Origin of the sequence: Butyrivibrio sp. XPD2002, from assembly GCF_000423945.1 — a bacterium.
Classification (GTDB): Bacteria; Bacillota; Clostridia; order Lachnospirales; family Lachnospiraceae; genus Butyrivibrio.
The window spans coordinates 1-24,137 of sequence record NZ_AUIY01000025.1; the positions used below are offsets into that span (position 1 = coordinate 1).

The window sequence follows — 24,137 nt, forward strand, 5'->3', positions numbered from 1 at the left end:
AACGGAGCGGAACCGTTGTCAAGGAAAACGTGGAATACCGAAGCGGCAGCGCCGCGAGGATATGCCGCGAAAGTTCCTTGACATAAGGTTCACGGATAATCCTGATACATTGGTCAGCAAGTGTGCTTGCTGGCCTGCTTCCGGCGAGGACGGGTGCGGGCAGAGCCCGCTTAACGGGTCAAGGGACTGGTCCCTTGCAGGTTCTTAGGGCGGAGCCCTAAGCCCTCGGAGAGCTTGTCGGTATCAATATCTACATTTTCAAGGTTCTTTTGAGCCTTTTTTCTTTGGCTCATTTTTCCATAGCAGACTTTACACTATCGATAAGAAAAACTGTTTTATTTAACTTTCTGAGTTCAGTATAAACACCCCTGTCCAACAAATGTCCATCAAGGATAAAAATATTTTCAAAATTTTTTATCGCCCTGAAAAGGCGCATATATCTGTTTCTCACGCGGAATGTGCCATATCCCCAATCTGTGCGGTATACAGATGATAATAATCACCCTTCTTTGCCATGAGTTCCTCATGGGTTCCGCACTCTGTAATTCCGCCATCGTTTATGTACATGATCTTGTCACAGCCCGTGATGGTGGATAATCTGTGGGCGATAATGAAGCTGGTTCTACCTGAGAGCATCGCATTAAGTCCGCGCTGTAAGTCCTTCTCAGTCTGAACGTCTATACTTGAGGTTGCTTCGTCAAGAACCATGATCCTGGGATCAGATATCAGAGTTCTCGCAAAGGATATAAGCTGCTTTTGTCCCTGTGACAAAAGTGCACCTCTCTCCTTAACCTCTGTGAGGTACCCCTTACTTAAGCCTGTTATGAATTCGTCAGCGCAGACAGTTTTTGAAACCTCTTTAATCTCCTTATCTGTGGCATCGAGCTTACCATAACGAATATTGTCCTCAATGGTTCCTGAAAAGATGAAGCTGTCCTGAAGCATGATTCCCATCTGATCACGAAGCGATTTAAGGGTCACCTTGGAGATGTCCTGTCCGTCGATCAGAATCTTTCCACTGTCCACGTTGTAGAACCTTGAAACCAGGCTTACAATCGTACTCTTACCTGCCCCTGTGGGACCAACAAGAGCAACTGACTCACCGGGCTCCACAGTAAAGGACACGTCGTGTAGAACCTCCTTACCCGCTTCATAGGAAAAGGATACATTCTGAAATTCCACTCTGCCTTCTACGGGCTTGAGTTCAACAGCACCGGGTTCATCCTTAACTGTCACAGGCTCATCCATGGTCTCAAAAATTCTCTCAAGGTAAGCGATATTATTTATAAAGCCGTTAAAGATATTACCAAGGTTCATGATAGGCTGCCAGAATCTTGAAGCGTAGCTCGATATTGCAACGATGGTTCCAAGGCTCTGATGTCCGTTTGCGAATATCACAAGTCCGAAGAAATAAATAGCTGCTCTTACAAACACAGATATGGTATCGATTCCCGGCCACACCAGAGTACTGTAGTAGATAGCCTTCATCCAGGTCTTTCTGCAGTCATCAGAGAGGCTTCTGAAAATCTTTGCATTTTCATCCTCTCTTGCGAATATCTGCGTAATTCTGGCGCCAACGATATTCTCCTGAAGATAAGCGTTCAGGTTTGAGTTTTTATTGGACACCATCTGCCATGCTCTTCTCTGTCTGTTCTTGATCCAGAACATGAAAACCATAAGAACCGGCACACCTGCCATTACCACAAGGCTAAGCTGCACATCCACAAGGAACATGAAGATTATGATAAATATCAGGTTCAGGAATTCCAGCACGATATTTATAAGTCCGTTACTTAGCATATCCGAAACGGAATTTACATAGTTTACTACTCTTACAAGAATCTTTCCGTGAGGTCTGTCGTCGTAGTACTGAAACGGCAGTTCCTGCAGGTGCCTGAACAGATCATTTCTTATCTGGTAGATGATATCCTGGCTCACATTCACCATGATTTTGGATCTTATCAGTGAAAAGAGCATGCTAAGCACATAGAGTACAGCGGACAATATCACCAGCTGGAACAGCATCTGTCTGTTACTCTGAGGTATCGCTTCATCAAGCGCTTTTCTTACTATGACCGGATTTACCAGTGCCGTGATTCCTGCAATCGCAGATAACACCAGTGCCACGATCATAGCTCCCAAGTGTTTCTTAATATATCCCGAAGCCCGAAGCAAATGCTTTATGTCAAAGGGCTCCTCCAATAATTCATCCTGTTTATATGTATTTCTGGCCATTTTTTATGCCCCCATCTGAAGTTTTACAAGCTCAGCGTAGTAGCCGCCTTTTTCAATAAGTTCCTCATGTGTACCACGCTCAGTTATCTCACCGTGCTGCATGATAAGTATCTGGTCCGCATCCTTGGTGGTGGATATTCTCTGGGCGATTATTATCTTGGTGCACTTAAAATCAAGATCTCTGAGGCTGTCCTGAATAGCTTTTTCAGTCTCAAGATCAACCGCTGATGTCGTATCATCAAGTATCAATATCGAAGGTCTGACAGCAAGAGCTCTCGCAAGAGATATTCTCTGCTTCTGTCCGCCGGATAATCCGACTCCTCTTTCGCCGACTATTGTTTCGTAGCCTTCCGGCATTTTGGCGATAAAGTCAGAGGCCTGAGAGTACTTTGCATACTTCATGACATCCTCCTTGCTAAGAAGCTGATCACCGTAGGCGATATTGCCGTCGATGGTGTCTGAGTAAAGGAGCACGTCCTGAGTAGCCAGTCCTATGTTTCTCCTAAGCTGGTGCAGAGAAATGTCCTGAACATCAACGCCGTCCACAAGGACCTTTCCTCCTGTAGGCTCGTAGAACCTTGGAATAAGGTGAATCAGTGATGTTTTACCACAGCCTGTCTCACCCATGATAGCGATGGTCTGCCCCGGCTCAGCGGTAAACGAAATGTTCTTAAGAACAGGGAGCTTACCATCAGAGTACTGGAAGCTCACATCCCTGAACTCCACCCTGCCATCGAATCTGTTGGGCATAAGAGCTGTATACTCCTTATCCACGATCTCAGGCTCTGAGTAGTAAATTTCCATAACCTTAACTGATGCTGCGGAGAATCTCTGGAACTCGTTCATTACGTTACCGAGCTGTCTCATAGGGTTGGCAATAGCCCAAATCAGACCTGAAAAGGCAACGTACTCACCCATTGTCATCTGACCGTCCATGAGGAAAAGTCCGCCCACCAGAAGAAGGATAACGGGAAGCAGATTTGCAAAGGTCTCTATAACAGGGAAGAACTTAAGCCATATCATGGCTGTTTTCTTATTGGTGTCCCTGTAATCCCTGTTGCACTCGTCGAAGGTCTCTATCTCGTAGTCCTCCTTGGCAAAGGCCTTAACAACACGGTTACCAGATATGTTTTCCTGAGCCATGGTGTTCATCTTCGCAAGCTTTTCCCTGAGGAGTGCATGCATGGGAGCAACCTGCATCTTGAAGGCCATTATTACAAAGAAAATAAACGGAGCGACTGCAAGAAGGCACAGTGCCATCTTCCAGTTCATGAAAATAAAGTAGATGCCCACAGCAAGAATCAGAGAAAATGCTTCAACAACCATTCTCACAACCCATGCGATCATGTGTCTTACAGCATCAAGGTCTCCGGTAACTCTTGTCATAAGGTCACCTGTCCTGTAGGTGCTGTAAAACTTCATGTCCTGTCTTTGTATTTTGTCGTAAATGAAATTCCTGATCCTAAACAGAACTCCCTGGGATACCTTCTCATATCCCACGCAGTCCACGTACACGATGATTACCCTGAGCAGGGTAAAGGATATCATCATGAAGATCAGTCTGTAGAATTCATCGGAATGCGAGCCAAAATAAGCCCTCGCCTCCGGCCCGGACAGAAACTTATCAACTATCTGTGCGGAAAAATAGGGAACTGTAAGCTGCATCATGTTGTAGACAAATGTACCTGCTACAGCCAAAATATAAATCGCCCTGTAGCCCTCCATATTGTCCCACAGCCACTGCAGTCTGGTTCTCGGAAACTGCCAGTTTTTATCAGCGCTTTTCATAATTCTCCTCCAAAACTTTTTTAGCGTTAAAGGGTATTTAATCACGCTACAAGACATAATTCTAACCATTTTTTGTCATGCCATAATCAATTTTTGTCGTATTATTAGCAAAAAACACCATCGAGAGGGTATTCCTTACCTCGATGGTGTTGTATTTTTATTCGTATCTGATATTAGTCAGTGCTACCTGGTCACCTGAAAGTGCAACATATATCTCTTCCTGAGTATCAGGAACGATAGTCACGTTTCGTATTGCAATTCCACCATTTTCTGTGGTGATCGTAACCTTATTGCCTACGCGCTTAAAGTTAACCTCACAGTCATAGCCCTTCTTATTGATCTCCTTCCAATCATCCCAGGATTCGAAATCATCCAGAAGGTTAGTAACCATTTTATTTTCAGATGAGCCATTGGATGCCCAGTGTTCTCCATCAAGTCTGACAAGTGAAAACTCTCTGTAGTTTCCTCCATCTACCTTTGCATCATCTGAGTAAAACAGAATGATGTGCGGGCAGTGCCATACTCGTCTTGAAGTCGGAAGACTCATGGTGTGGAACTTGAGCTTCATACCATCTGTAACTGCATGGCCATCGGTAATTGCAGAATGGTAATCATCAACCTGAATGCTGGGTACATCGCCCTCAGGGCCATCAAGATAGCTGATCTCCTCAGCAATTCTGGGAATGTAGGTGCTTCCAACCTCCTCCTCTGACTGGTCGATCGATACATCTGTTATGTGGCAGTGCTCACCAGTAAGTGCCAGGTACAAAAATCCTGATGAATCAGGAAGCGCTACTATAACTTCAACCGTTCTGTATCTGCATACGATTCTTATAAGGGCATGATCCTTATACTTAACAGCTTCGACAACAAATTCTGTCTCGCCTTTTTCCTTCTTAAGAAGATCAAGCTTTTCCTTATCGAAATTCCTTACCTCGGTTCTCATATCTCTGGCATTGCTGCAGACTGTTTTGCCGTCAAACCAGATATCACCATATTCGTGATAATTAAACAGCACTTTCTTCTTTTCATTGGTGTAAATATGTCCGTCAAGTGAGTCAAACAGGAGAAGTGCCGGCATTGTGATCTGACCTTCCTGAACATCTCCCGGTCGGCAGTTCATGTGAATCTTAGTTGTCTTCTTGGTAATAAGTATTCCGTCTGAAATATCGCTTCTGTATTCCTCGGGATTAAGACCGCTTTTTCCGGAAAGCTCCTTAACCTCTGCTCTCTCCTTCATCTGATAGTTGGAATCCATGTCGATAAGATAGAGCATAGTCTTGGCAAACCTGGGGTCAAACTGAGTTCCGGTTCCCTTTATTATCTCCTCGCGAACCTTCTCCTGTGGAACAATATCCTTATATTTTCTTGTGGAGGTCATGACGTCATAGGCATCTGCAACCGCAATAATTCTTGCAATTTCAGGAATGTCATCACCCCTCAGGTTATCAGGGTAACCCTTGCCGTCATATCTCTCATGGTGATATCTTGCACCGATACGAAGATACGGGAAGCCTGTGATACTCGCCAGGATGTCATCACCGATGAGAACATGCTGCTGGATTTCCTCGTATTCATCATCTGTAAGCTCACTGTTTTTCAAAATGATCTCGTCAGATATTCCTATCTTACCAACGTCATGAAGAAGTGCTGCGTAGTAGACTTCGTCGCATTCCTTCTCGCTCTTTCCGTTCAGCTCAGCAATTTTTCTGGCGTACTCAGCCACTCTGGAGGAATGTCCGTGGGTATTTTTATCCTTGGCATCGACTGCGTTTACCAGAGCTCTCGCCGTCTGTTCAAACAGGGTCTGCATACTCTCACGCTCATTTTTCAGGTATTCGATCTCTAAGGTATTGGCGCGGTTAGCCGTCTCGTAGAGTTCCATCAGTGAAAAGGTGTAAACTACCACGATCATCAGCGTGCAGGCGATATTTATAAGAGCAAGTCCATACAGGAAAATCTGCGCAATAGCAGCAATAATCGGAACTATCGGGAACAAAAGAAGGGCAACTCTTACGCGTTCACCGAAGTATTTGTAATAGTGAATGATAACCGTCATCTGAATCACCAGCGACAGTATAGGGAACAGGAAGCTTAATAGAAATCCCGGAGCCCGCTGGTAGCGGTTAAACTCATCCACTGTATAATAAAGTCCTGTAAACTGGGAAATTATAAGAAGAACTTCTCCAACAGAAATGAAGATTTCTACAAATCTCAAACGGAGAGGTGCGTCTTTAAGTCCGCCCTCAGTTTTAAGCATATTGGAAAGATACAGATTAAAAGCGTGAACGATGGAAATTGTAAAGAAATAAACGAGGAAATTACATACACGCACCATCCAGAACGCCAGGGTGGACTGATCTCCGCGGTACATATATGCAAATCTGTCAGCCAGCAAAAGAAGCATTCCTGACAGGGACAGATACACAACATAGCCCTTTCTTCTGCGAGGCATGTTCTGCGACATCATTGAAAAAAAGGAAATAATTCCGCAGATTCCACTTAAGAAAAGCATTATATCCTGTTGGTTTGCCCTAAAAAACTCTATCATTACCATACTCTCCAATAAAAATAATCCCCTATCTATGAAGTATAGAGGATTATTCTTAATTTTTAAAGGAGTTATGTATGTAAATTCAACTTATTTTTAATTTATTTCTTATCTCTGACAATAGGCTCAATCTGAGATGTCAGATTATCGATGTGCTCGAATACGCTACTCTTTGTCGTTCCAAGAGCATTTACTCTCTCAAGCTGGCTTACAAGGGCATCATACTTATTGTTGATATCCGTGAAGCTGTTGCCGATTCTTCCGAGCTCATCGGATGCTGCGTCAGCTGTATCAGCAATCTCCTGCTGAACTGCATTTGCTCCGTTTGCACTCTCGATGATCTCATCGAAGGTTGCATTGGTCTCCTCAACCTCCTGGATACTCTTATCCATGGCAGCGATTGAATTCTGGATGTTTTCAGAAAGTCTCTCACTTTCCTGTCCTGCTGCATCGATGGAAGCATTAACCTGGCTGATCATTACCTTGATCTCATCTGCCAGCTCTCTAACCTCTGTTGCAACTACGGCGAAGCCTTTTCCTGCAGCACCTGCTCTTGCAGCCTCGATTGAAGCATTAAGGGCGAGGAGGTTAGTCTGTGTTGCGATTCCGATGATCTTTTTCATGTAATCGGAGATCTGATCAACGGCGTTCTTGAAGTTTTCATAGCTCTGGGTCATCTCATCGAAGGTTGCTCTAACCTCATTGGAGCTGTCCTTAAGCTCTGATACCTTGTTCTGTGCATTCTGAACGCTGTTAAGAATATTTACCTTAACATCCTCGAATTTACCTGCGCTTTCATTGACAGCTGCAAACATCTCATTGAAGGCATCCATCTCGCTTCTCAGCTGAGTGTTACTCTCAATTACGTTCTCAACGGCTTCTCCCATATCATGGATTTCCGTAAGAGCAGTAACCTCATTATGTACAAGCTCCTTCTGGAAGGTCTTTATAGAATCGGCAATGTAGATAAGAGAATCTCTTTTTTCCGCATCAATTTCTCCCTTTACCGGCTGGACTTCGGCTATCGGTTCTTCTGTTTTCTTTCTAAAGATATCTGTAAGCATATTATTCTCCCTCTGTATATCATTCAAATACAACGCATGTCATCGTCTGATTTACGAACTGGCTGTTATAATGCTCTCCAAATCCGATAAGTCCGCAGGATGGTCCAAGGGATGCTACCTTATTAAGATAAGTATTCATCTCGCCTCGTCCATTTAATACAAGATAACGGAATATGCAGTTTACGGAATAAATGCCTGAAACCCTGCTGAAATCGCTCCTGATCCTGTCTATGGTATGCTGGGCAACTTCCATGGGCTCCTTCATCTCAAGGAGTGTGAGAATGTCAGAGTCATTGATCTGTCTATAAAGGATAAGGCCGCTTCCTGAAACGTCCTTAATAGAGCATATGCATACGTCTTTTCCGATCATCTTTCCAAGAGGATTCTGGAAGGTCTGGTCTATGATCTCCTTATCGGTTTTTACTCCGGTGAGATCCATATAAACCTGCTTTGCAGAACGGCCATTAAGCTCTCCAAGATAATACTTTGCCTTATCTGTCTTGGATGCAACCAGCTGTCTGTTATCCTTGGGCTCGTAGATATTCTCCTTATAGGTCTTAACCTTTCCGCCCTCATTTTTGATGACTGCATAGGTCATTGCATCTTCATATACCTTACCGTTAACGGAAACCTTGCCGGCATCACCAGTTGCTCCCATAACCTGAAGATTATATTTATCAATAAGTCCTCTAAGGGTTGTAAGAACAGCAGCATCATTTCCTGCACAGAAATCAATTATCGCTGTATTCTCCTTACCGGGCTTAATCTCTTCTATATCCTTCTGCAATCTGTGGATATAACGGGCAGGCATTTTTGATACGTTCTCAAGGACTCCAGTCTTCACCTTTACGCCTTCAGTAAAAGCGGTAACTAAAATGCCCTTCTCGAGCATAGCTGAATCATACGACATTCCGACACAGCCGATACTGGGAACACCTGGGAATTTCTTTTCAATCTCTGCTACGCTGGCATCAAAATGATCAGCGTCACAGGTAAAAATAAGTAACTTTGGTGCCGTCACTCCTTTTACAGCTTCAGCCACATTTGCTGATGCACTTTTTCCGTTTATCATTTTCATAAGGCATTTTCTCCTATAAATTTGGAAACACTGCATATGCTAAAAATAACACTTACTCCAATAATAATTTTATCATCATTATATTATGAGTAACAATGCCCTAAAAACTATATTTCATTAAACAATCTCTTAAAATTTCATAAATTCACCCCAAATGTGGTAAAATTATAGTGTATAAATTTAATTATTAGGACTATTTAAGCTATGCCAAGAAAAGACAACAATGCTTTTTACCTAATTAGATATTTCGCTGCCTTCTGCGTGATGTGCCTGCACTTCACCGGATACATGCGTATTCGCGTGCCTGATCACTTCGGTACCATCAGTGTTTTCAGGTCTGCAATCGACTTTTATCAGCCAACAGTTATCCTGTTTGCGATAAGCGGTTTTCTTATATCCGCATCGCTCGAGCGCTCAGGTCCTGATGCTGCAGCCTACTTCAAAAAGAGGTTCCTTCGTCTGTACCCGGAGCTATGGCTCAGTATGGCTGTTTATCTTGGTGTGCTGTTTCTGGTTGTTCCAAAGAAGTTTGATCTATCAATAATTCCCTGGATTTTCATTCAGGGTGCAGGCTTTGCCCAGACGCCCTATTGTATGGAGAAATTCGCCACAGGCAGCATAAATGGCCCCATATGGTACATTACAGTCATTATCCAGCTCTACATCCTTATATTTTTGTTTAAGCTTATTACGAAAAATTCGAAGTCACCACTCCTATACGGAGTTACCTGCTTCATCCTTTCTCTGGGTAATATAGCTGCCTTCTTTTGCAAGGATTCGCTCTCAGAGATGGGACAGAAAATCCTTGAAAGAAGCTTTATTCCTTACGCAGTGTGGTTTTTCATAGGTGTCCTCTGTCAGACCTTAAGGCTCTATAACAGGAACTATACGAATCTGGTTCTTGCTATTTTGTTAATGCTCCACTCCGTCATAAGAATCACGAGATTTGGGGATCACGGCTACTACACAGGACTTATAACAGGCATGGCCGCAGCAGCTATTGCTGTCCTTGCAGCCCACCTCATTCAGCCTGACAAATTCAAGCCCTTTATAAAAAAGCTCCTAAGTCCTCTGGAAAAAATTGATATAACCTACGGCATGTATCTTTATCACTGGCTTTTCCTGAATCTTCTTCTTCACTATAAGCTCTACGATAAATACCATTGGACTGTATGCTTTTTAATGTACCTTGCGGCAACTCTTATATTTGCCTATGCTTCCCACAAGGTTTGCAAAGTAATAATGAGTTCCATAAAAAGATAAAAGCTTCCCGTATCTGATATGTGATTCAGATACGGAAAGCTTTTTAATATCATAGGAAATTGCTTTCCTATGATATTAAAACGCTCCGCGTGGATGCGCACTCGCGCGAATGGAATATGTTGCATTCTGCAACCGCGCTCAGCGCGAGAATTTCGCATGCGAAATTCTTTCTTGGTTTACATTATGCACTTAAATCTGCTGTTTACTACTTCTTTAACAGGAGTATTTCTTCTTACATAGTCTATTACGAGATCAGGCATCTCCTCAGGATAGGTCCTGATGGTAGGACAGTTACCGATGCACTCATATCCGCCTGTTCCTGTAGCTCTGTAATTACTGGTTACAAGCGTGTATTTATCGGTATCTGACAGCTCTGTTCCGTCTATCTTTTTCATAACCACAACTCTGTCTCCCACAGGTCTTCTTAAATCAAACTCATACCAGAGACCTGCATAAAAATCGTAGTTATAATGCTCTACCTTGGGCTGAAGGAACACATCTGAGATCTTAACCTCACCGCTTGCTTCATCATAATCGAAGTACTCGGCGCATCTCTCTAACGCTGCCTTAAGGTCAGCCTTGGTAACCTCCTTGACCTCCTCGGTGTTGGCAAACTGGTATATTCCAAGAACATCCCTTACAGTGATCTCCTTGTGAAGTCCAAGGGGCTCATTTGCAAGGCTTGTGCATGAAAAATCAGCACCAGTGAGCTCTAGCTGAACCTGATTGAAAATTGATGCAACCTTACTTCCGTAAAGGGCTGCGTCAAGCTTTGCCTCGGGCAGTATCTCCTCTTCAAGGCAGCCTATGGGCTCATCAAGCCACACCTGAAGTTCTCTGTTCATATCCTCCATGAAGCTGTGGTCACCTATTATCTTCTGATATTCTTCAGGATCCTCACAGACTGTAACGAGATCTGATGTTACAACATAGCCGTTTGTTGTAAGAGCTGCTCCCGCTTTGCTAATAGCTTCATCAGCCTTAGTAACTTCCATCACACAGTACTTCATAGCCTTGTCCGGAGGCTGTACTCCATAGGTTCCATCCAGCATTACACCATCTACAGACATGTGCTGATGTCCCGTGAGAATGATATCAAAATCAAGCTCTCTTGAAATTTTGCATGCAAGGTTCTCTTCAGTCTCTGAGAGCTTCTCACCTGACTTAAGGTCCTCCTCGAAGCCGCCGTGATAGATGCAGACAGTGATGTCTGAGAGAGGCTTTAATTCCTCAAGTTCCTTTGCAAGTGCGCTTACAGGGTCTGTTATAGTAAGCTCAGTTAAGTTCTTCTCCTGCTCCCAGACATTTACATAGCCTGTGACAGCGCCGGTTATTCCAACCCTTGTGCCATCCTCCAGAGTGTGAATCACATGCTTCTTAATTCCAAGCTCTCCTCTCTTATCCTCTACGTTTGCGCAGATAAGAGTTGCCTTCATAGCCTTTGCAAAATCAGCGATGGCATCGTAGCCAAAGTTAAAATCGTGATTACCAAGAGTGTAGTAGTTAAGTCCCATGGCATTGAAGCCCTCAGCCATAGGATTAAAATCGTACTTATCCATTCTTCCAAGATAGAATGCCATGAGCGGTGTTCCCTGAAGGCTGTCACCACCATCGATAACAAGAGTATTGCCGTCGATCTCATTTTTTATCCTGGATGCTATACGAAAAAGTCCTGAATTCTCCTCTTTATCGGTAGCATAGTTTATTGGATATACATGTCCGTGTGTATCTGATGTAAAAATAATCTTCATTGAATTCCTCGCCTAAGTCCAGTTAACGCCTTCCCTATAAAGAGAAGGCGTTAATATTTTAGTTTTTATCCTCTTGTAAGCTTAACTCTAATCTTGGTTGAAATGAACTCAATTACAAGAATGAGCACGATAAGTCCTGCAAGGATCGCACCTGCTTCGTTCCAGCGATAAGCGTTCATCGCGAAGATAAGAGGCGCACCGAAACCACCGGCACCAACCATACCAAGAATAGTTGCATCTCTTAAATTGATATCAAATCTATAGATAGCTGTTGATGCAAAGTTAGGAAGAAGCTGAGGAAGGATTCCGTAGCGGATCTTCTGCCAGGTATTGCAGCCTGCTGCATCAAGAGATTCTACAACGTGTGTATCAAGGTCCTCAATAGCCTCAATGTACATCTTACTGATCATTCCGACTGAGCAGACACCCATTGTAAGAAGGCCAGCGAAGGGTCCGGGGCCTGTAACACGGATGAACATAAGACCGTAAACAACTGCAGGGATGGTACGAACAGCCATGATGATTATTCTTCCTGCAAAGGCAATCGGCTTGGGAGTAAGGTTTGATGCTGATATAAATGCAAGCGGAACTGAAAGGATCGCACCTACGATTGTTCCAAGGAACGCAATACATATTGTCTCAAGCATCAGGTAAGGAACTCCCTTAGTGGTAAAGTCAAAAAGGAATGAAAGATCAGGATTAAAAATACCTGCCAAAACATTCAGCGCTATCTGACCGCCATCCATTGTGGTTCCTGCCGTCTCAACAGCGGTACCACTCCATACCATAAGACCTACAAAAATAATTGCAATAGCAAGGTGATATATCCAGGTCTGGGGACGTTTATCATATGCTTCTTTTATTCTCTGATTCATATTTACCTCCCCTCCTTAGACAAGCTTCTTTCGAAGCATTCTGCTGATTGATTCGATAATAAATACAGCGATAAACAGCGCAACAAGTACTGTTCCAACGCTTGAATACTCTCTCCAGGAAATCTTCTCGTTAAGAACAAGTCCGATACCGCCGGCTCCAACATAACCAAGAACTGCTGCGTATCTTACGTTACCCTCAAAGTTGAAGAGGCAGTTTGAGAAATAGAAGGGAAGAACCTGAGGAATTATAGCTGAGATAAATGCTCTCGCTTTGGTAGCTCCCATAGCTTCCATAGCCTCAAAAGCGCCCATATCTACTGTCTCTATCTCCTCGTAGGTAAGCTTACCGATGTAAGCGAAGGAGAAAACAGCAATAGCGAAGGTACCTGCCAGGGTTCCAAGTCCGAACACGAGAGTTGCTACAAGAGCGGTAACCAGTGTAGGAAGAGTTCTGATAAGTGAAAACATAACTCTTACAACTGATACGACTACCTTGTTAGGGCACACATTTGTACTGGCAAGCATAGCAAAGGGAACTGAAATAAGAGCTCCCAGAACAGAACCAAGAAGTGACATCTTGATTGTATCAAAGAGAGGTCCCATAACCTTTTCAACAAAGCCCATGTTAGGCGGGAACATCTCACCGAGAATTACGAAGAACTGCCCTATTCTCTGTGTTAATATCTTCATGTCGAAGCCTGTGACTTTAACTGAAAGTATGCACATAAGAAGAATCAGTATAAAGTAAATCGGCATTCTGGATGCCTTCTTTTCTACAGACTTTCCATTAGGCAGTGTATATACTTTAGGTTTAAAAATCTTATCGTATACACTCATGCTGATCACCTCTTTTCATTATGGTCATTTGCATCGAGAACGTTACCTTCGTCATCCACCTTACCGTTATAGATAGAAGCCAATACGTCCTTATCTACTTCAGATGCAGGTCCGTCGTAGACGATCTCACCTTCTCTTATTCCCACAACTCTTGTTGCATACTTAAGTGCAAGATCAACGTGGTGTATGTTTATGAGGATTGTAATTTTCATCTCCTCATTGATTCGCTTAAAGTCGTCCATTACCTGCTTAGCTGTAACAGGGTCAAGAGCTGCAACAGGCTCATCAGCAAGAATAATCTGAGGATTCTGTGCAAGAGTTCTTGCAAGGGCAACTCTCTGCTGCTGTCCACCTGAAAGCTGATCGGCACGAACAAAGGCCTTTCTTAAAATGCCCACTTTATCAAGGCACTCAAGAGCCTTCATCTTTTCTTCCTTTGTATAGATACCGAAAGTGGATCTGAACCAGGACATATCAGGAACGAAAGCTGTAAGTACATTCTTTATTACAGTTGTTCTTGTGATCAGGTTGAAGGACTGGAAGATCATACCAATCTTTCTGCGAAACCTTCTGAGCTGCTTTCCGGACAGACTCATCACATCAACACCATCCACGGTGAGTTTTCCACTGGTAACATCGTGCATCCTGTTGATGGTACGAATGAGTGTGGATTTACCTGCACCTGAAAGTCCGATAATTGCTACAAATTCACCCTGCTCAATAGTAAGGTTTACATGCTTTAATCCCTCAAATCCGTTGGGATATCTTTTTCCTACGTCTTCAAACTTGATCATTGTAATTCTCCTGGCGATAAAATAAAGTTTTTTGCTCCTATATAAAGGGGAAGGTATTTGATCACCTTCCCCTTAGTTTAAAAAATATTATGACTGAATCGGTGCTGTATTAGTTCATTGACTTGATGAGCTCCTGAGCAGCTCTCTCTGAATCATAATCTGCTGAATTAGCCTCTACATAACCCTTGTGTGTGTAGATATCAATAACCTGCTTACCTTCGTCTGTCTGAGCGATGTTGATGAAAGCTTTTGAAAGAGCAGCCTTGAATGCATCGTCCATGATAGGTGAAGTCTTGCTTACACTGATTGTGTCATTATAGATACCGTCTGTAACGCCGATAACGTTTGTCTCATCCCAGATGCTTGCTTCTCTGCCGTACTCTGATGTCCACTTGTCCTCGTTGTCACGTCTTGCGTCTGCATAGCAGCAAAGAACGTCGATCTGACCTGAAGCAAGTCTTGCAAAAGCATTACCATAAGAATCAGCCTGAACAGCATGTGAAAGGTCTGTTACGTGCTTCTCATAGTTAGCCTGAAGCCAAAGTGAGGGATAAATATATCCTGCTGAAGATGAAGAGTTCATTACGCTCCAGTTAAGACCATCAAGATCTTCCCATGTAATCTCCTCGCCTGCGTTAACCTTAGCAGCTACAGCTTGACCAGCCTCTGAGGGACCTGCAATAATAAGTCCGCGGTAGAAAGTTACCTGCTCATCTGTGGGCTCTGTGGGCTTGTTGTCGTTCCAATCCTTAGCATTAGGGCTCTCGATTGAAAGACCGTCTCTTGTTGCTGTAAGAAGAACATCGCATCCGTCCTCGTAAAGTACATAAGTACCACCAGGGATAAGACCTATATCAATAGTACCTGCTGAAAGGCCCTCACCAACTGCTTCGTAGCTGGTTCCAACTGTGATGTCAACCTCGCCAACCTCGTAACCAAGTGTAGCAAGCTCGTCTGTAAGAAGTGCCTTAAGGGGCTCTGTAGCAGTTACGATCTCATCGGGCTCACGTGAAGGTACGAAACCAACTGTAAGCTTGTCAATCTTAACTGTCTCTGCGGGTGCCTCAGCAGCCTCTGCTGTCTCCTCTGAAGCTTCCTCTGTTGCAGCTGCATCTTCTGTAGCCTCAGTTGTCTCAGCAGTCTCTGTAGCCTGCTCTGCGGTCTCTGTGCTCTTTGCGCCGCATCCAGCGAGCATTGATACACAAGAAACGCCTGCGATCATCATTGCGAATAATCTCTTCATAATTCCTCCTACGAAAATTATAAAATTTTGCTCATAAAAAGAGCCCTTGCGGAATTCCACAAGAGCTCCTACAACTACATATGAAATTATATTTGACATGAAAAATTATGTCAATGCGGCGTAGTAAAACAAAACTTAAGAAATTCTTAAGTTTCCTTACCGTTGCTGAAAGTAGCGGTTTTACTTAACTCCAATCTCCCTTGTTGCGATAACATCAACTCCGGTTCCCGCTACATTTTTTACAAGAACATCGCCTATATGAACAGGTGCCTTGGCAACAGTACTGTCGATTTCCTTCATGGCATCGAATATCTTATCCTTTGGGATGTTGCCTGCAGTTTTAACAGATACGCGGGGCTTATCGCCGCCCTCTATAACTGCAGTTGTTGTAACTGTACGCTCAGGATGTGTTACTTCGTTTCTGGCATATTTATCACCGATGGCGCAGGTGTTACCCTTTACGGAAATAACTTCACCATCCTCTAATTCAACTGTGATCTGGCAACCCATAGGGCAGCCGATACATGTAAGATCTCTCTTTTCCATGGTTTACTCCTCCGCCTCGATTTTAATTGTTATCTTCTTAGGCTTTGACTCCTGAAGCTTTGACTTCTGAAGAATTACCTGTTCCATTTCTCCGGGGGCCATAATGCGCTTTTTATTATGCATTACACGCTCGTCATCGAAGAATACACTCACGTATGAGTTCTTGAAAACTTCACCGACACGGAATCTTACGGTTAAGAGATCATCCATGCGATCTACGTTTATGGTTGAAGGAACTGTATAACGAGCACCGTCTGTAGCGAAGAGTTCAATCACTTCGCCGCTCTTTGCCTCGCCTTCCTTGACGAATTTTGCTGCGTTAGCACCTGCTCTCTTTGCCTCCTCGGAAACATAGTCAACCAGGTCATGAACGTGAAGAACGTTACCGCAGGCAAATACGCCGGGGATGTTGGTCTCAAGTGACTCATTTACAACAGGACCTGAAGTAACAGGGCTCATCTTAACGCCAGCTGACCTTGAAAGCTCATTCTCAGGAATAAGACCACATGAGAGAAGGAGTGTGTCACAGGTATACCTGATTTCTGTTCCCGGAATGGGCTTTCTGTCAGGGCCAACCTCAGCTATAGTAACTGCTGTAACATGATCTTTTCCTTCAATGTCAACAACAGTGTGAGATAACTTAAGCGGAATTCCATAGTCATCAAGACACTGAACGATGTTTCTCTTAAGGCCTCCTGAATAAGGCATAAGCTCAGCCACTACCTTAACCTTAGCGCCTTCAAGAGTCATTCTTCTTGCCATGATAAGTCCGATATCACCGGAACCAAGGATGACTACTTCACGACCGGGCATATATCCCTCGATGTTAACAAGTCTCTGTGCTGTACCAGCTGAGAAAATGCCTGCGGGTCTGTATCCGGGAATATTGAGGGCTCCTCTGGGCCTCTCTCTGCATCCCATTGCAAGAATTACTGCCTTAGCAGGAATCTGGAACATTCCGTCTTCTCTGTTCATTGCTGTAACTGTCTTGTCTGCTGCTATATCCATAACCATGGTGTTGAGCTTGTACTCGATACCAAGGTCAAGAACCTGTTTGATAAATCTGTATGCATACTCAGGACCTGTGAGCTCCTCCTTGAAGGTGTGAAGTCCGAATCCATTATGTATGCACTGGTTGAGGATACCACCAAGCTCGTGGTCTCTCTCAAGAATAAGAATACTGTCGTTTCCAGCCTCTTTTGCTGCTACTGCTGCTGCAAGGCCTGCCGGTCCGCCTCCGACGATTACAATGTCATATGTTTTCATGAGTGGCTTACCTCCCCTTTAGTTCTCTCTAAGATAATATTGGATTTTCCGCCGCTCTTTGTAATCTTCTCATACGGAAGTCCTAATTCTCTGTTAATTATTTCCATGGTTCTGGGGCTGCAGAAGCCTGCCTGACATCTACCCATTCCAGCTCTTGTTCTACGCTTTACACCGTCAAGTGAACGTGCTCCAAGAGGTCTGTGGATAGCATCAAGGATCTCACCCTCTGTGATGGATTCGCATCTGCATACGATTGTTCCATAAGCGGGATTCTCTTTAATAAGAGCGTTCATCTCTTCTATTGAAAGACCCTGAGTACTCTTTATTCCCTTTCTTGTAGCGATCCAGTCTGCCTTTTCCTTAAGTCCCATCTTGTCCCTGAGCATGTTGCCTACCATCTTGCCGATAGCGGGTGAAGCTGTAAGTCCGGGAGACTCGATTCCTGCTACATCTATAAAGTCAGGAGCGTCCTTAACCTCCTCGATAACGAACTCGTGTCTCTCAAGGTGAGCACGAAGTCCTGCGAAGGATGTGATGACGTTTCTCAGAGGAAGATTCTTTACACTCTCATTAGCCTTGGCTGTAACTTCACCAAGTCCCTCTGCTGTTGTGTTGTTTCCTTCCTTATCCTCAATGTCGATAGCTGTAGGTCCAACAAGGACATTGCCGTGAACTGTAGGGGTTACAAGAACGCCCTTACCATACTTGGTAGGCTGCTGGAAAACTGTGTGAGAAACAAATCCGCCTACCTCTTTATCAAGAAGAAGATAATCTCCTCTTCTCTCGATGATATGCATCTTGTCCTCGCTTACCATGTTATGAATTCTGTCTGCATAAACACCTGCAGCATTTACAACTACGCGGCTCACATACTCACCGTTATTGGTTCTGATGTGCCATAAGCCATCCTCGCCCTTTTTGATATCTTCTACTTCAGTATTGAATCTGAAATCAACGCCGTTCATGTTGGCATTTTCAGCCATAGCGATGTTGAGCTCGAAGGGACATACGATTCCACCTGTGGGTGCATAGAGAGCTCCGACAACCTCATCTGAAAGGTTGGGCTCCTTCGCAATGGCTTCCTCTCTTGTAAGGATCTCAAGACCCTTAACTCCGTTCTTAACACCTCTGTCATAGAGTGTCTTAAGTCCGTCTATCTCTTCCTCGTGTACGCATACAACAAGGGAACCGTTTCTCTTAAAAGGAATGTCGAGATCCTTGGAAAGCTGATCCATCATCTCGTTTCCTTCAACATTCAATTTTGCCATAAGGGATCCTTCAGCTGCGTCAAATCCGGCATGTACAATTGCTGAATTAGCCTTGGAGGTACCCTCACATACGTCTTCACATTTTTCAAGCACACATGCAGATACGTCATATCTGGAAACTTCTCTTGCTACAGCGCTTCCGGAAACACCTGCACCTATGATTACGACATCATATATCATTTTTGTTTATTCTCCTTCTCTCTAATGGAAGTTCTGGTCTCAGGCTAAAGCCTTCGACAGAACAAGCTTTGATCACGCAAATTACAGATTTGCTATCTTAGCTTTTAGCCCAGCCTCTTGTTGAAGCTACTGCCTGCTTCCAGCCTGCGAGCTCTTTTTCTCTCTTCTCACTGTCCATAGTGCTCTTGAATTCCTTATCTACGGACCAGTTATTAAGAACGTCTTCCTTGTTCTTCCAGTAGCCTACTGCAAGACCTGCGAGATAAGCAGCACCCATCGCTGTTGTCTCTACGTTACTGGGTCTTACAACGCTTGTATCAATGATGTCAGCCTGGAACTGCATAAGGAAATTGTTCCTGGAAGCACCACCGTCAACTCTGAGACTTGTGAGCTTTTTACCTGTATCAAGCTCCATAGCCTTAAGTACATCTGCTGTCTGGAATGCCAGGGATTCAACTGTCGCCCTTATGATGTGGTACTTATTAACGCCTCGTGTAAGTCCAACGATCGCACCTCTTGCGTAAGGATCCCAGTAGGGAGCACCAAGTCCTGTAAATGCAGGAACAACGTAGCATCCGTTTGTATCCTTAACTCTTGTTGCAAAGTACTCTGAATCTGGAGCTGAGTCTATTGCTCTGAGCTCATCACGAAGCCACTGGATAGCAGCTCCTGCTACATACACAGAACCCTCGATTGCGTATGTAACCTCTCCGCCGATTCCCCATGCGATTGTTGTGAGCAGGTCATTCTTGGAATAAACAGGCTTGTCACCTGTGTTCATCAGCATGAAGCAACCTGTTCCGTATGTGTTCTTTGCATCGCCTTCCTCGAAGCAGGTCTGTCCGAAAAGGGCTGCCTGCTGGTCTCCTGCTGCGCCGGCAATTTTGATCTCGCCACCGAAGAACTCAGGATCTGTCTCTCCGTAAATGCAGCTTGAGGGCTTTGCCTCAGGAAGCATGCTCATGGGAATATCAAGGATCTCGCACAGCTCCTTGTCCCACTCAAGTGTATTGATATTAAAAAGTAATGTTCTGGAAGCATTAGAGTAATCTGTTACGTGAACCTTACCCTTTGTGAGCTTGTAGATGAGCCAGGAATCAACCGTACCAAAGCACAGCTCCCCATTCTCTGCTCTCTGTCTTGCTCCTTCAACATTATCCAAAATCCATCTTATTTTTGTTCCTGAGAAGTAAGGATCGAATTTAAGTCCTGTCTTCTGCTGGAACTTCTCAACGATGCCGGGAACCTCTTCCTTCATCTTCTCTGCGAAGTCTGCAGTTCTGCGGCACTGCCATACAATTGCATGAGATATAGGCTGTCCTGTTTTTCTGTCCCATACAATAACTGTCTCACGCTGATTGGTAATACCGATTGCTGCGATATCCTCGAATGTTGCATCTATCTTGCTCATAGCCTCACGAGCTACAGACAGCTGCGTCTGCCAGATTTCGCTGGCATCATGCTCAACCCAGCCGGGCTGAGGGAAAAACTGCGTGAATTCCTTCTGTGCACATGAGCAGATCTTGCCCTTCTGATCGAAGAGGATGCATCTGTTACTTGTTGTGCCGGAATCCAGCGCCATTACATATTTTGCCATTACTGTTGTTACCCCACCTTCAAGTTTTTACTAAATTTTATCTCGTTTTACCCTTTAATACTTGTCATATTCCACAAAAAAATAAGCATTTTAAACTACTAATTCTGTGTCAAAAGCACCTCGTTCAGGAAAACCGCAAGTCCCTCTGTATGGTCTATGCTCTCTGAAAGAGTACTCCTGACGAAAAAGTCATCCGATACCAGAGGATCGTACTTTTTATATGCTTTTATAAAGCGCTCCACACATCCCGAAATCTCAAACATGTAGCCAATAAGAACCACATTCTTAGGATCCAGCATGGTGATGACGTTTCTGATATTTCGGGCAAGCATGTCAATCTTGTCATCTATGATATCGCTGGCCTTCGGATTATCAAAAAGCTCTGAATTGAAAACACTGTCAACGTTCTTACCAAAAACGCTCTTAAGCTCCTGCTTTATCGCCTTTGTAGATACATAGGTTTCAAGGCAGCCCTTTCGCTTGCAATTACAGTCACGACCATCCTTAATGGCAATCATATGCCCTATCTCAGCTGCCATCTTGTTTGAACCCTGGTATATTTTTCCATCAATAATGATTGATGCACCAACACCGGGTCCCCACTTAAGGACGAAAAGATTGTTGACTGTTCTCCCAAGTCCGAAATAGATCTCTGTCTGGGCGTAGGCCTTAAGGTTATTCTCAACAACTACAGGAATTCCAAGCTCCTTCTTAATATAAGAAGCAACCGGTATGCTCTCTGTCCAGATGTTGTAGCTGTTAAGGCTTACTCCATTTTTCCTGTCTACGCTTCCCGGAATAGTCACAGCAGCTCCAAGAACCTTTTCCTTGACGATGCCGTTTTTCCAGAACAGCTTCTGACATTCATCAGTGATGTTCTTGAAGAATTCCTCAGGATCGATCTCCTTATCTGTCGGAAGTGAAGTGTTGCAAAGTACCTTTCCCTTCATGTCGGTAACAGCTATATATGTGACATCTGATTCTATAGCTATGCATAATACACTTCTATATCCCGGATTGATATCGACAAGAATCTTCTTGCGGCCTGCTCGCTTTTCTTCGTTCGCTTCGCCAAGTTCGACTATCAAACCCTCTTCCATCAGCTCTGAACATATTAATGTAACAGAGGCGGCTGTTAAGCCAACCGTTTCTGCTATATCTTTCCTTGACATCGCCCCATTATTGTTGAGCAATAGGAGGATGGAAGAACGGTTACTCAGTTTTACGTTTTCTAAATTTATCCCCTGATATTTCATAAACTAAATCGTATAACACTCATTAGTAACGTACAACTTCTACATCAAGCATATTGCCCAATTTTTCGAGCTCTTCTGCAATATTCTTGTAAATTACTACGTAGTGCGGCTCCCATCCGTTTTTGATTGTTTCTTTAACAATTTTCTCTGCAGACTCGTTGGTCTGAACTACTATTGATGCACCGTTGAACTGCTTGGGCTTATCCATTACATTTCCTTCAGCGATGAAGAATCTGAACTTGCTCCGAATAGTTCTCTCCGCATCCGTAAATATGCTCGTCACGAGAGGTTTTAAAGGTAAGCCAGAATCTGTTTATCTGTGAACTTCCCCCCGCATCTGATGTAAGCTCAGCTACGGTTTTACCTGAAACTGTCGTAACCTTAAGTGTCAGCAGTTCTCCGGTTTTGTCACATCTGTATACAAGACTTTCGCCATCATCTGTCTTAGCAGTTTCTACCAGGTTGCATTCCTGTTTCCAATTAATTTTATGCTTATATTTAAAGCTCCCACGCTTCATGGTGAATCTATTTTCGCCATTACCTACTGTTAGAGCAATCCTGCTAAAATCTATTGTTATCTCCTCCCTATTAAAAACAAACTAGAGGTTGATTAATTCTCTTAATCAACCTCTATCATTCTAATGTATGTATTTTGTTTTCTCAATTGTGAATATATAAAGAAAAAAATCCATGCAAATTGTGCATAAATAACATCCGCATATCCAGTAAATATGCGGATGTTCGAATATGCTCATTTATTGGTTGAATGTGAAAACAACCTCGCCTGTTGATTACTTTTTACTATTGTCAGCCATCATAGCGAGACTTCTTGCCATGGCTTCGAATATATCATGTGTATTTGCTGAATCTCTGTCAGCGATCATAGCAAGGGTCTGGGAGATATCATTGAGAGCCATAACGATGTTCTCAAGGGAAGCCTTGGTAATCGCAGACTCATCACCCTTTTTTACTATCTGATCATATTTTAACATTCTTGCCTGCTGTAATCCGGATACTTCAGATACTCTGCTCATAATTCAACCCCCTTTCACTAAGAAATAAGTTACTAAGTTAATGATAATCCAACACATTGAAAAAAACTATTAAATAAGAATTATCTATTATTAAAATATGTATTACTCAACTATCTGACCGTAGAACAGGACCTCCTTTACATTTCCGGAGGTCATAATGTAATACTTGAAGGGCTTGGTGGCGAAGAATTCCTTAGGCGGATTCTCATCAATATCAAGAGCCGCTCCAACCATGGCCATTCCCGTAGCCGCTGAAGCTTCAACACCATTTTCATCAGTAATGATCTTCGTCTTCTGGATGATATCAGAAACGAAAAATCCCGAATCACTACTCATTGCAGAAAAATCCGCCTCCGGTGCAAATGCACTCTTTGCGCCTCTGCTCTGAAGGAAATGAACAAGCTCCTTCTTTTCAAAGGAGGTCTCTGTCTCAAACTTGGGTAGCATCACATGAACCTTTTCATCCGATGCCTTAGACAGCTTGCCCTGGAAGCCTTCGGTATCACCAAGAATGCAGGCCATCTCCACGTCTCCGCTTAAGCTCATAACAAGAATCTTGGACTTGGGATCCTCGTAGAATTTGTAGTGATCTGTCTTATCCATGAATTCCTTCTTGATGCAGCATCCGTCATAGGACATAAAGTCGTCCTCCCCGGTAGCCTCCTTCTCGAACTTCCTGATCCATGATGACTTCAGATAAAGTGTATTCACAAGGACTAAATCCTTTTCAGACAGATCATTTGCAATCGTGGGAATAAGGCCATCTGTTCCTTCGTTTACCCAGTTGTTAACAGCGTCTGTGATTTCATCAGCGGCAATATCCTGAGCCTCTGCCCCATAGTGATTCTTAATGTAATCCTTATAATCAGGTGAGAGCTCACCCTTAAGCTTACTATTGTGCCACGCGGAATTCAGCATCTTAAAGGCAAAGTCATCAGCAGAGGTATCAGGCGCATTCACCATGGCGTTGTACCACATATTCATCTCTGCTTCATTCGAAAAACCGGCAGCCTTAAGCAGCTCTGACTTAGTATCTGAATCAGCACCCGCCACAGCAAGCCCGATAACCGCTCTTAGGGATGCAGGTGAAACCATATAATTCTCGTTTCTGTAGCCTTCATCCTCAAGAAAATCGATAAGTCCGCGGTCAAATTCAGACAGCTTAAGCTCACCATTTCCCGTGCTGAAAGCTATACCGGCAGTCTCTTCCTCCTCTTTGGGCGCAGGTTCCTCGGCAAGCTCTGCAATAGCACTCATATCTATTTCATCCGGATCGGAAGTCTCCTCCTCAGCCGGCTTTACAGGCTCAGGCTTTACAACCTCCATTTTGGACTCAGGAGCTTTAGCCTCATCTGCATTATTTTCGGCTTCTTCAGAGGTCTCTTTTTCCTCATCCTCTTTTAATTTATGACCCAGATATATGATGGTTACGAACGTTGCAAAAACCAGGCCGCCACAGGCCGCTACAACCAACAGCCACTTTAGAATTTCGGTCATCATTTTCCCTCCGT

Annotated in this window: 21 protein-coding genes and 1 pseudogene; 2 read left to right on the forward strand and 20 right to left on the reverse strand. The window is 43.8% G+C overall.

Annotated elements, in window-relative coordinates; all coding sequences use genetic code 11:
- Window positions 1-61: 61 nt before the first annotated feature.
- A complete protein-coding gene (locus G587_RS26270) occupies window positions 62-208 on the forward strand; it encodes a hypothetical protein (RefSeq protein ID WP_196812581.1) in 147 nt (48 codons plus the stop codon).
- A 239-nt stretch (window positions 209-447) separates the two neighbouring features.
- On the opposite strand, the gene G587_RS0112730 is transcribed toward G587_RS26270, so the two are convergent.
- The 5 genes from G587_RS0112730 to G587_RS0112750 all read right to left on the reverse strand — a co-directional run bounded on the left by G587_RS0112730 (window position 448) and on the right by G587_RS0112750 (window position 8,716).
- The gene (locus tag G587_RS0112730) at window positions 448-2,235 is read right to left on the reverse strand and encodes an ABC transporter ATP-binding protein (protein WP_026492564.1); all 1,788 of its coding nucleotides are present in this window, start codon (window positions 2,233-2,235) and stop codon (window positions 448-450) included.
- 3 nt (window positions 2,236-2,238) lie between these two features.
- Window positions 2,239-4,023 carry an ABC transporter ATP-binding protein gene (locus G587_RS0112735; protein WP_051201017.1) on the reverse strand — a complete coding sequence of 595 codons (1,785 nt, stop codon included), beginning with the start codon at window positions 4,021-4,023 and terminating at the stop codon, window positions 2,239-2,241.
- Between the two features lie 157 nt (window positions 4,024-4,180).
- A complete protein-coding gene (locus G587_RS0112740) occupies window positions 4,181-6,574 on the reverse strand; it encodes an HD-GYP domain-containing protein (protein WP_026492566.1) in 2,394 nt (797 codons plus the stop codon).
- 101 nt (window positions 6,575-6,675) lie between these two features.
- Window positions 6,676-7,638 carry a methyl-accepting chemotaxis protein gene (locus G587_RS0112745; protein ID WP_035786638.1) on the reverse strand — a complete coding sequence of 321 codons (963 nt, stop codon included), beginning with the start codon at window positions 7,636-7,638 and terminating at the stop codon, window positions 6,676-6,678.
- 19 nt (window positions 7,639-7,657) lie between these two features.
- Window positions 7,658-8,716: an FIST signal transduction protein gene (locus tag G587_RS0112750; RefSeq protein WP_026492568.1), complete on the reverse strand. Its 1,059-nt coding sequence runs from the start codon at window positions 8,714-8,716 to the stop codon at window positions 7,658-7,660.
- Between the two features lie 204 nt (window positions 8,717-8,920).
- On the opposite strand from G587_RS0112750, the gene G587_RS24540 reads away from it, so the two are divergent.
- Window positions 8,921-9,979, forward strand: coding sequence for an acyltransferase family protein (locus G587_RS24540; protein ID WP_051201018.1), 1,059 nt, complete (start codon window positions 8,921-8,923; stop codon window positions 9,977-9,979).
- Window positions 9,980-10,155: 176 nt separating this feature from the next.
- Here G587_RS24540 and G587_RS0112760 read toward each other — a convergent pair whose 3' ends face one another.
- The 15 genes and pseudogenes from G587_RS0112760 to G587_RS0112825 form a co-directional block, all read right to left on the reverse strand.
- Complete coding sequence (locus G587_RS0112760; RefSeq protein ID WP_026492569.1) at window positions 10,156-11,730, reverse strand: bifunctional metallophosphatase/5'-nucleotidase; 1,575 nt, start codon at window positions 11,728-11,730, stop codon at window positions 10,156-10,158.
- A gap of 65 nt (window positions 11,731-11,795) precedes the next feature.
- The gene (phnE, locus tag G587_RS0112765) at window positions 11,796-12,605 is read right to left on the reverse strand and encodes a phosphonate ABC transporter, permease protein PhnE (protein WP_026492570.1); all 810 of its coding nucleotides are present in this window, start codon (window positions 12,603-12,605) and stop codon (window positions 11,796-11,798) included.
- A 15-nt stretch (window positions 12,606-12,620) separates the two neighbouring features.
- Complete coding sequence (gene phnE, locus G587_RS0112770; RefSeq protein ID WP_026492571.1) at window positions 12,621-13,442, reverse strand: phosphonate ABC transporter, permease protein PhnE; 822 nt, start codon at window positions 13,440-13,442, stop codon at window positions 12,621-12,623.
- Between the two features lie 5 nt (window positions 13,443-13,447).
- Window positions 13,448-14,236: a phosphonate ABC transporter ATP-binding protein gene (phnC, locus tag G587_RS0112775; protein WP_026492572.1), complete on the reverse strand. Its 789-nt coding sequence runs from the start codon at window positions 14,234-14,236 to the stop codon at window positions 13,448-13,450.
- A gap of 109 nt (window positions 14,237-14,345) precedes the next feature.
- Entirely contained in the window at window positions 14,346-15,479 is a 1,134-nt protein-coding gene (locus tag G587_RS0112780) for a phosphate/phosphite/phosphonate ABC transporter substrate-binding protein (RefSeq protein ID WP_026492573.1), read from the reverse strand.
- Window positions 15,480-15,659: 180 nt separating this feature from the next.
- Complete coding sequence (locus G587_RS0112785) at window positions 15,660-16,025, reverse strand: DUF1667 domain-containing protein (RefSeq protein WP_026492574.1); 366 nt, start codon at window positions 16,023-16,025, stop codon at window positions 15,660-15,662.
- A 3-nt stretch (window positions 16,026-16,028) separates the two neighbouring features.
- Window positions 16,029-17,291: an NAD(P)/FAD-dependent oxidoreductase gene (locus tag G587_RS0112790; protein WP_026492575.1), complete on the reverse strand. Its 1,263-nt coding sequence runs from the start codon at window positions 17,289-17,291 to the stop codon at window positions 16,029-16,031.
- Window positions 17,288-18,736, reverse strand: coding sequence for an NAD(P)/FAD-dependent oxidoreductase (locus G587_RS0112795; protein WP_026492576.1), 1,449 nt, complete (start codon window positions 18,734-18,736; stop codon window positions 17,288-17,290). Before G587_RS0112795 ends, G587_RS0112790 begins: the two co-directional genes overlap by 4 nt.
- Before the next feature lie 100 nt (window positions 18,737-18,836).
- Window positions 18,837-20,336 (reverse strand): glycerol kinase GlpK, encoded by a 1,500-nt coding sequence (gene glpK / locus G587_RS0112800; RefSeq protein WP_026492577.1) that lies wholly within the window; start codon window positions 20,334-20,336, stop codon window positions 18,837-18,839.
- Between the two features lie 98 nt (window positions 20,337-20,434).
- The gene (locus tag G587_RS0112805; RefSeq protein ID WP_207637473.1) at window positions 20,435-21,424 is read right to left on the reverse strand and encodes an ROK family protein; all 990 of its coding nucleotides are present in this window, start codon (window positions 21,422-21,424) and stop codon (window positions 20,435-20,437) included.
- A 6-nt stretch (window positions 21,425-21,430) separates the two neighbouring features.
- Window positions 21,431-21,592, reverse strand: a pseudogene (locus tag G587_RS26880) (winged helix-turn-helix transcriptional regulator); the annotation flags it as partial.
- Window positions 21,593-21,614: 22 nt separating this feature from the next.
- Window positions 21,615-21,800 (reverse strand): hypothetical protein, encoded by a 186-nt coding sequence (locus tag G587_RS0112810; protein WP_026492579.1) that lies wholly within the window; start codon window positions 21,798-21,800, stop codon window positions 21,615-21,617.
- Window positions 21,801-21,810: 10 nt separating this feature from the next.
- Window positions 21,811-22,110, reverse strand: coding sequence for a hypothetical protein (locus G587_RS0112815; RefSeq protein ID WP_026492580.1), 300 nt, complete (start codon window positions 22,108-22,110; stop codon window positions 21,811-21,813).
- A gap of 273 nt (window positions 22,111-22,383) precedes the next feature.
- Entirely contained in the window at window positions 22,384-22,626 is a 243-nt protein-coding gene (locus G587_RS0112820; protein ID WP_026492581.1) for a hypothetical protein, read from the reverse strand.
- Between the two features lie 102 nt (window positions 22,627-22,728).
- Complete coding sequence (locus G587_RS0112825) at window positions 22,729-24,126, reverse strand: serpin family protein (protein WP_081679441.1); 1,398 nt, start codon at window positions 24,124-24,126, stop codon at window positions 22,729-22,731.
- Window positions 24,127-24,137: the final 11 nt, after the last annotated feature.

Excerpts from the sequence above, each read along its gene's own strand:
- phnE (WP_026492570.1), bottom strand. The coding sequence starts at position 12,605 with ATGAATCAGAGAATAAAAGAAGCATATGATAAACGTCCCCAGACCTGG.
- G587_RS0112785 (WP_026492574.1), bottom strand. The coding sequence starts at position 16,025 with ATGGAAAAGAGAGATCTTACATGTATCGGCTGCCCTATGGGTTGCCAG.
- G587_RS0112740 (WP_026492566.1), bottom strand. The coding sequence starts at position 6,574 with ATGATAGAGTTTTTTAGGGCAAACCAACAGGATATAATGCTTTTCTTA.
- G587_RS24540 (WP_051201018.1), top strand. The coding sequence starts at position 8,921 with ATGCCAAGAAAAGACAACAATGCTTTTTACCTAATTAGATATTTCGCT.
- G587_RS26270 (WP_196812581.1), top strand. The coding sequence starts at position 62 with ATGCCGCGAAAGTTCCTTGACATAAGGTTCACGGATAATCCTGATACA.
- G587_RS0112745 (WP_035786638.1), bottom strand. The coding sequence starts at position 7,638 with ATGCTTACAGATATCTTTAGAAAGAAAACAGAAGAACCGATAGCCGAA.
- G587_RS0112825 (WP_081679441.1), bottom strand. The coding sequence starts at position 24,126 with ATGATGACCGAAATTCTAAAGTGGCTGTTGGTTGTAGCGGCCTGTGGC.
- glpK (WP_026492577.1), bottom strand. The coding sequence starts at position 20,336 with ATGGCAAAATATGTAATGGCGCTGGATTCCGGCACAACAAGTAACAGA.
- G587_RS0112815 (WP_026492580.1), bottom strand. The coding sequence starts at position 22,110 with ATGAAGCGTGGGAGCTTTAAATATAAGCATAAAATTAATTGGAAACAG.
- G587_RS0112730 (WP_026492564.1), bottom strand. The coding sequence starts at position 2,235 with ATGGCCAGAAATACATATAAACAGGATGAATTATTGGAGGAGCCCTTT.
- G587_RS0112750 (WP_026492568.1), bottom strand. The coding sequence starts at position 8,716 with ATGAAAATGATAAACGGAAAAAGTGCATCAGCAAATGTGGCTGAAGCT.
- phnC (WP_026492572.1), bottom strand. The coding sequence starts at position 14,236 with ATGATCAAGTTTGAAGACGTAGGAAAAAGATATCCCAACGGATTTGAG.
- G587_RS0112790 (WP_026492575.1), bottom strand. The coding sequence starts at position 17,291 with ATGAAAACATATGACATTGTAATCGTCGGAGGCGGACCGGCAGGCCTT.
- G587_RS0112780 (WP_026492573.1), bottom strand. The coding sequence starts at position 15,479 with ATGAAGAGATTATTCGCAATGATGATCGCAGGCGTTTCTTGTGTATCA.
- G587_RS0112735 (WP_051201017.1), bottom strand. The coding sequence starts at position 4,023 with ATGAAAAGCGCTGATAAAAACTGGCAGTTTCCGAGAACCAGACTGCAG.
- G587_RS0112810 (WP_026492579.1), bottom strand. The coding sequence starts at position 21,800 with ATGGATAAGCCCAAGCAGTTCAACGGTGCATCAATAGTAGTTCAGACC.
- phnE (WP_026492571.1), bottom strand. The coding sequence starts at position 13,442 with ATGAGTGTATACGATAAGATTTTTAAACCTAAAGTATATACACTGCCT.
- G587_RS0112760 (WP_026492569.1), bottom strand. The coding sequence starts at position 11,730 with ATGAAGATTATTTTTACATCAGATACACACGGACATGTATATCCAATA.
- G587_RS0112820 (WP_026492581.1), bottom strand. The coding sequence starts at position 22,626 with ATGAGCAGAGTATCTGAAGTATCCGGATTACAGCAGGCAAGAATGTTA.